Source organism: Mycobacterium sp. (assembly GCF_025965855.1).
Lineage (GTDB): Bacteria > Actinomycetota > Actinomycetes > Mycobacteriales > Mycobacteriaceae > Mycobacterium.
Window position 1 is genome coordinate 39,062 of sequence record NZ_JAOPWB010000268.1, and the last position, 7,071, is coordinate 46,132.

Here is a 7,071-nt window from a genome sequence, read left to right on the forward strand (position 1 = left end):
CTTCTTTCAAAGCGTTCTCAAAGCCGGGCCAGGTCGTAGTCGGCGATCTGTTCGATGAGAACCTGCAGGTGGTCCTGCGAGGAGCCCAGCGTGTGTTCGATCGCGGTGAGCCGGGCCGCATAGTGCCCGACCGGATACTCCGCGGTCATGCCGATGCCGCCATGCAGCTGGATAGACTCCTGCGCGATGTGCCGGCCCGACCGGCCGATCTGCAGCTTGGCCCGCGACGCGATCACCGGGTCCAGGTTGCCGTCGGCGACTGACATCGCAGCGTAGAAGGTCATGCTGCGGGCCAACTCCAGCGACACGTACATGTCGGCGGCCCGTTGCGTGAGCGCCTGGAACTTGTTCAGTGTGACGCCGAATTGCTTGCGGGTCTTGAGGTAATCCGTCGTCAGGCGCAGCGCCTCCTCCATGGCGCCGACCGCTTCGGCGCACAATGCCGACTGGATGCGGATGATCGCGTCGCGGATCGCGGTGGAGGCGTCCACCGCGTCGCCGAGGGGCTCGGCGGGCGCCGATTCCAGTTTGATCTGGGCGCCGCGCTGTCCGTCGAACGTCGGGTAGGGGTGCCGGTCCACCGCCTCCCCGCTCACCAGGAACAATCCGGTGCCGCCGTCCGGCAACGCGGCGCTGATCACCAGCGTGTCGGCGCAGTCACCTGCCGGCACGGGGTTCTTCGTTCCCGTCAACGTCCACGAATCACCTTGCCGCACAGCTTGTGTCGCGACGGTCGCGCTGGGCCGGCGGTGACCGGTTTCCAGGTGCGCGAACGCGAGCAGCTTCTGACCCGCCGCGACCTCGTCCAGCAGCAGCTTTTGCGCGTCGGTTCCTCGCTCGGCGATCAGCGCACCGGGCGCCAGGGCCGCGTGCACGATGGGCTCGGGCGCCAGCCGTCGCCCAACCTCGGTGAGCACCACCATGATCTCGATCTGGCCCGCCTCCTCCGGCTCGAATCCGAGGCCCAGAATCCCGGTGTCGGCCAGCTGGCTCCAGACATCGCGGCTCCAGCCGAGCTCGCTCTCGATGATCTTGTTGCGGCTCTCGGCGTCGTAGGTGCGCGACAGGAGGTCGCGGGTGGTGTCGCGCAGCAGAGCCTGCTCGTCGCTCAGCTGAAAGTCCATGGCTGCCTCACAATCCGAGAATGGTGGACGCGATGATGTTGCGCTGCACTTCGTTGCTGCCACCGTAGATCGACGTCTTGCGGTAGTTGAGGTAGCGCGGGGCGCTGGCCTGCGCCCACGGAGGCGACGCGATGTCGTCACCGTCGATCGGCAGCGCGTCGGGGCCGGCTACCTCGACGAGCAGCTCGGTGGCCAGCTGCTGCAGTTGGCTGCCGCGCATCTTGAGTACAGAGGAGGCCGGGTTGGGCTTACCCTTCGCGGAATCCGTGGTCACCCGGGACTGGGTGAGTTCCAAGGCCAGCACCTCGTTTTCGGCCTCGGCCAGGCGCGCCGCGAAGAGCGGATCGTTCAGCACTCCGGTCTGTGCGGCGTGCTTTTTCACCTCGGCGAGTCGGACCTTGGTCCGGCCCACCCCGGCAATGCCGGTGCGCTCGTTGCCCAGCAGGAACTTCGCGTACGTCCAGCCCTGGTTCTCTTCTCCGACAAGCTGATTGGCGGGCACCCGGACGTCTTCGAAGAAGACCTCATTGACCTCGTGGCCGCCGTCGATCAACTTGATCGGACGCAGCGTGATGCCCGGCGTCGCCATGTCGATGAGCAGAAACGAGATGCCTGCCTGGCGCTTGGGCGCCTGCGGGTCGGTGCGCACCAGGCAGAAGATCCAGTCCGCATACTGGCCCAGGGTCGTCCACGTCTTCTGCCCGTTGACGACGTAGCTGTCGCCGTCGCGGACCGCGGTGGTGCGCAGCGACGCGAGGTCGGAGCCGGCTTCCGGCTCGGAGAACCCCTGGCACCACCAGATGTCGATGCTGGCCGTCGGCGGCAGGAAGCGCTCCTTCAGTTCCCGGGACGCGAACTCGGCGATCACCGGGCCGACCATCTTGACGTTGAAGTTGAGCGGCTCGGGAACGCAGGCCAGCTGCATCTCGTCTGCCCAGAGCTGGAACTGCGTGGGAGTCCAATCCTTGCCGCCCCATTCGACCGGCCAGTTGGGCACCGCGAGTCCGTGGTCGTTCAGGATTTTGTGACTGGTGACGATCAGGTCCTTCGTCACCGGTGCCCCCTGGCGCACCGCCTCGCGGAGTTCCTCGGGGATCTGGGTGGTGTAGAAGGTGCGAAGTTCGTCGCGGAACGCCGCTTCCTGCGGTGTGAGCGCCAGCTGCACGGCAGCCTCCTTCGCTTGAGGTGAACGTCGCGAACCTTTCCATCTTGGCCCATCCCGTTCGGTGCTTGTGCACAGCCTCGGATTAGTCCACACGCGGGACTCGCGACGCCGCCGCGGGAGGTCGTCGCGGCGGTCGGCGCACCTACGGTCAGCGCATGCGAACAGAACTGCCCGCCGAGCGATTACAGCGACGACTCGGCGCTGGCCCGGAGAGTGATTCGGGCGCCGAGCCCGCCGACGAATCGGACTCAGACCAAGAGGCCCCGGGCGAGGACCAGAACTCGTTGTTGCCGCGGTGGCTTCCCGAGGCCGCCGAGAGCCGGGGCTGGGTGGCGAGGATGCGCGCCGATCCCGGCCGCGCCGGTGCCATCGCCTTGGCGGTCGTGGCCGCCCTCGCGGTGCTCGTGACGGTCTTCACGCTGGTGCGCGACCGGCCCGCGCCGGTGATGTCGGCCAAGCTGCCACCGGTGGAGAAGGCCGCCACCGCAAGCCCCAGGTCGTCGGCGAGCCCGGCTGCCGGCCAGCCGGCCGGTCCCGACCGGCCGGTGGTGGTCAGCGTGGTCGGCCTGGTGCACACGCCGGGGCTGGTCACCCTGGCGCCCGGCGCGCGTATCGCCGACGCGCTGCAGGCCGCCGGGGGACCGGTGAACGGCGCCGACACCATCGGATTGAACATGGCCCGCCCAGTCGCGGACGGCGAGCAGATCGTGGTCGGGCTCGCGCCGGTTCCGGGGCAGCGGACGGCACTTGGCAGCTCGGTGTCCGCGGGGACGTCGCCGGCATCCGGGGCGCCGGGGCCGGTTTCGGGGACGGTCAAGCCGAAGGCCGGCGAGGTGCTCGACCTCAACACGGCGACCCAACAGCAGCTGGACGCCCTGCCCGGGGTCGGGCCGGTCACCGCCGCCGCGATCGTGGCGTGGCGACAGGCGAACGGGAAATTCAGCAGCGTCGACCAGCTCGCCGATGTCGACGGCATCGGTCCGGCGCGGCTGGAAAAACTGCGCCCGCTGGTACGTGTTTGACAGCGGTGTGCGACCCGGCCCGCGGCGAACCGGCCGCCGCGCGCGTCGATGTGCGGCTGGTACCGGCCGCGCTCACCGGCTGGGCGGTCACCGCCGCCGGGATCTGGTGGCCGGTCGGACGGGCCGTGGCGTCGTGCTGCGTCGTGCTGCTCGGCGCGGCGGCGGTGCTGGCTTGCTACGCGGCTCGCAGGCCCGGCCAAGCCCGGCGGATGCGGACGGTCAGCGCCGGCCTGGTGGCGGTCGGCGTGGTGGGCGCGGGGTTTGGGTTGGCGATCGCGCTGCGCACCGATGCGGTCGCTCGCCACCCGATCACCGGGGCGTTCGGCGCGGCCGCCCCGGTGACGGTCACCCCGACCGAAAGCGCGCGGTCGCTGGGCCCGGGCCGGCTGATGTTTCGCGCCACCCTGCAGCGCCTGCGCGACGACAAGATGTCCGGCCGCGTGGTCGTCTTCGCCCGCGCATCCGACTTCGGCGACCTGACGGTGGGCCAGCCGGTGCGGTTCACCGCGCGCATCAACCGTCCGGGCCGCCGTGACCTGACGGTCGCGGTGCTCAACGCGTCGGGGCGTCCGACGATGGGCACCGCCGGCCCGGTGCAGCGGGCCGCTCACGCCGTGCGCGGCCGGTTCGCCGCCGCCGCCCGCGAGGCCCTGACCGGGGACGAGGCCGCGATGCTGCCCGCCCTGGTCCTCGGCGATACCTCGGCGGTCAGCGGCGAGACCAGCCGCGACTTCCGGGCGGGCGGCATGACGCACCTGACGGCCGTATCGGGGGCAAACGTCACAATCGTGTGCGGCGCGGTGCTGTTCTCGGCCCGGTTGATCGGCCCGCGCGCCGCCGTCGCCCTCGCCGCGGTGGCGCTGGTGGCGTTCGTCATCGTCGTGCAGCCAACGGCAAGCGTGCTGCGCGCCGCCGTGATGGGCGCCATCGCGCTGACGGCGATGCTGTCTTCGCGTCGGCGGCAAGCGATTCCGGCCCTGTCGGCCACGGTGCTGATATTGCTGGCAGTCGCTCCGCACCTGGCCGTCGACGTGGGCTTTGCGCTGTCCGTGTTGGCAACGGCCGCGCTGATCGTCATCGCGCCGGCGTGGTCACGGCGCCTGGTCGGCGGGGGCTGGCCCAAGCCGCTGGCTGATGCGCTCGCCGTCGCGTGCGCCGCACACGCGGTGACCGCCCCGCTGGTCGCCGGCATCTCGGGCCGGGTCAGCCTGGTCGCCGCGGCCGCCAACCTCGCGGTCGCGCCCGTGATCGCGCCGATCACCGTGCTCGGCAGCGCGGCGGCCTTGTTGTGCGTGCTGTGGCCCGCCGGCGCGGCGCTTTTGATCCGTTTCACGGGCCCCGAACTGTGGTGGGTCCTGAACGTGGCGAAGTGGTCGGCCGACGTGCCCGTGGCGACGCTGCCCGTGCCGGCCGGTGTGCCCGGTGTGGTGGTGGTCGCCGCGGGCACGGTGTCGGTGCTTCTGGTGGCCAGGCTGTTGTGGCGGTGGCGCTGGTTTCGCGGCGCGCTCGGACTGGCCGGGGGAGCGGTCGTCATGGGCGCGCTGGCCTGGTCGCTGTCCGGACTAGTGGTGATCGCAAGCGCGGCGTAGCGGGTCGCCACCATCGGAGTAGTCGGCCGTTAGTCAGAGCCACGTGACACCATCGTGGGGTGAGCGAGATTGCGCACTTGCACCTGGTCTTGGGGGACGAGGAGCTGCTGGTCGAGCGGGCCGTGGCCGATGTGCTGCGGTCGGCGCGCGAGCGGGCCGGCACTTCTGAGAACCCGGACGTTCCCGTGAGCCGGATGCGGGCCGGCGATGTCGGCACCTACGAGCTCGCCGAACTGCTGAGCCCGTCGCTGTTCGCCGACGAGCGCATCGTCGTGCTGGAAGCGGCCGCCGACGCGGGCAAGGAGGCGGCCGCGATCATCGCCTCGGCCGCCGCCGACGTTCCGGCGGGCACGGTGCTGGTGGTGGTGCACTCGGGCGGCGGACGGGCCAAGGCGCTGGCCACCGAGCTGCAGTCGCTCGGCGCGCAGATGCATCCGTGCGCGCGGATCACCAAGCCGAGCGAACGCGTCGACTTCATCCGCAAGGAGTTCCGGGCGCTGCGGGTCAAGGTCGATGAGGAGACCGTCACCGCCCTGCTGGACGCGGTCGGCTCCGACGTGCGCGAGCTGGCCGCCGCGTGTTCGCAGCTGGTCGCCGACACCGCGGGTGCCGTCGATGCCGCCGCGGTGCGCCGCTATCACAGCGGTAAGGCGGAGGTGAAGGGCTTCGACATCGCCGACAAGGCGGTGGCCGGCGACGTCGCGGGAGCCACCGAGGCGCTGCGCTGGGCGATGATGCGCGGCGAGCCGCTGGTGGTGCTGGCCGATGCGCTGGCCGAGGCCGTGCACACCATCGGCCGGGTAGGGCCGCTATCCGGGGACCCGTATCGCCTGGCGTCGCAGCTGGGCATGCCGCCGTGGCGCGTGCAGAAAGCGCAGAAGCAGGCCCGACGCTGGACGCGCGAGACGGTGGCGGTCGCGATGAAGGTGGTGGCGGAACTCAACGCCAACGTGAAGGGGGCCGTCGCCGACGCGGACTACGCGCTGGAATCGGCGGTAAGGCAGGTTGCCGAATTGGTGGCCGACCGGGGCCACTGAGCAGCCTAAGAGGCCGTCCGGGCCTCAGATCTTGCCGAGGGCCCGCGCCAGCGCCGACTTCTTGTTGGCGGCCTGGTTCTTGTGGATGACACCCTTGCTGGCCGCCTTGTCCAGCTTGCGGTTGGTCGAGACCAGCAACTCCGCGGCCTTCTCTTTGTCGCCGCCGTCGGCGGCCTCCCGGAAGGCGCGGACGGCGGTACGCAGCGAGGACCTCACCGACTTGTTGCGCAGGCGGGCGCGCTCGTTCGTCTTGATGCGCTTCTGCTGCGACTTGATGTTGGCCACGCGTGTGTTCCTTCGCAAATCTCGACTGGGTTGGGCAAGTCTGTAAGGCGCCCGGCGACGGGCAGCGACTGTTCAGGGTACCAGCGCACCGCTGAATCTCCCAAAGCGAGGCCCACTGGCCTGCCGAAACGGCCCCGGTGGTGCAGCATGTGATGGGTGAGCCTTCGAACGCTGCCAACCGGGACCTCGCGAACGTCCCGCACAAACGCCCGGACGTCCAAACGGTACGACGGCATCTTCGACGGTTACAACAGACTCGGTAGCTACTCGAAGGCCTTCGACGAGATGTTCGATGCCCAGGGCAACGTCCGCGGACCGTACAAGGGCATCTTCGCCGAGCTTGCCCCGTCGGATGCCTCTGAGCTGGAAGCCCGCGCCGACGCGCTGGGCCGCGCCTTCACCGACCAGGGCATCACGTTCTCGCTGTCCGGCCAGGAGCGGCCGTTTCCCCTCGACCTCGTGCCGCGAGTCATTTCCGCGGCGGAGTGGACGCGACTCGAGCGCGGCATCACCCAGCGGGTCAAGGCGCTCGAGCATTACCTCGACGACATCTACGGCGAGCAGGAGATCCTGCGCGACGGCGTCATCCCTCGCCGTCTCGTCACGTCCTGCGAGCACTTTCACCGCGAGGCGGTGGGCATCGCCCCGCCCAACGGCGTGCGCATCCACGTCGCAGGCATCGACCTCGTCCGCGACGCAAAGGGCGATTTTCGGGTGCTCGAGGACAACCTGCGCTCTCCGTCCGGTGTCTCCTACGTGATGGAGAACCGGCGCACGATGGCCCGGGTCTTCCCGAACCTGTTCGCCACCCACCGGGTGCGGTCGGTCGGCGACTACTCGTCGCATCTG

At 70.1% G+C, this 7,071-nt stretch carries 7 protein-coding genes; 4 read left to right on the plus strand and 3 right to left on the minus strand.

Going from position 1 to position 7,071, the window contains the following annotated elements; all coding sequences use genetic code 11:
• Window positions 1-17 precede the first annotated feature (17 nt).
• Both JWP83_RS22745 and JWP83_RS22750 read right to left on the minus strand, forming a co-directional pair.
• Window positions 18-1,124, minus strand: coding sequence for an acyl-CoA dehydrogenase family protein (locus tag JWP83_RS22745; protein WP_297735154.1), 1,107 nt, complete (start codon window positions 1,122-1,124; stop codon window positions 18-20).
• A gap of 7 nt (window positions 1,125-1,131) precedes the next feature.
• Entirely contained in the window at window positions 1,132-2,289 is a 1,158-nt protein-coding gene (locus JWP83_RS22750) for an acyl-CoA dehydrogenase family protein (protein WP_297735156.1), read from the minus strand.
• Between the two features lie 155 nt (window positions 2,290-2,444).
• Here JWP83_RS22750 and JWP83_RS22755 point away from each other — a divergent pair, with 155 nt between their 5' ends.
• From JWP83_RS22755 to holA, 3 genes are all read left to right on the plus strand, one after another.
• Window positions 2,445-3,311: a ComEA family DNA-binding protein gene (locus JWP83_RS22755; protein ID WP_297735159.1), complete on the plus strand. Its 867-nt coding sequence runs from the start codon at window positions 2,445-2,447 to the stop codon at window positions 3,309-3,311.
• Window positions 3,312-3,361: 50 nt separating this feature from the next.
• Window positions 3,362-4,900, plus strand: a complete 1,539-nt coding sequence (locus JWP83_RS22760; RefSeq protein WP_297735174.1) for a ComEC/Rec2 family competence protein — start codon at window positions 3,362-3,364, stop codon at window positions 4,898-4,900.
• A gap of 77 nt (window positions 4,901-4,977) precedes the next feature.
• Window positions 4,978-5,937, plus strand: coding sequence for a DNA polymerase III subunit delta (gene holA / locus JWP83_RS22765; RefSeq protein ID WP_297735177.1), 960 nt, complete (start codon window positions 4,978-4,980; stop codon window positions 5,935-5,937).
• 24 nt (window positions 5,938-5,961) lie between these two features.
• Here holA and rpsT read toward each other — a convergent pair whose 3' ends face one another.
• Window positions 5,962-6,222, minus strand: coding sequence for a 30S ribosomal protein S20 (gene rpsT / locus JWP83_RS22770; protein ID WP_297735162.1), 261 nt, complete (start codon window positions 6,220-6,222; stop codon window positions 5,962-5,964).
• Between the two features lie 171 nt (window positions 6,223-6,393).
• Here rpsT and JWP83_RS22775 point away from each other — a divergent pair.
• On the plus strand, window positions 6,394-7,071 hold a 678-nt coding region (locus JWP83_RS22775), incomplete at its 3' end, for a circularly permuted type 2 ATP-grasp protein (protein WP_297735181.1).

Bases quoted from the DNA above. Each gene is read 5' to 3' on its own strand.
- JWP83_RS22745 (WP_297735154.1), bottom strand. From the start codon at position 1,124: ATGGACTTTCAGCTGAGCGACGAGCAGGCTCTGCTGCGCGACACCACC.
- JWP83_RS22755 (WP_297735159.1), top strand. From the start codon at position 2,445: ATGCGAACAGAACTGCCCGCCGAGCGATTACAGCGACGACTCGGCGCT.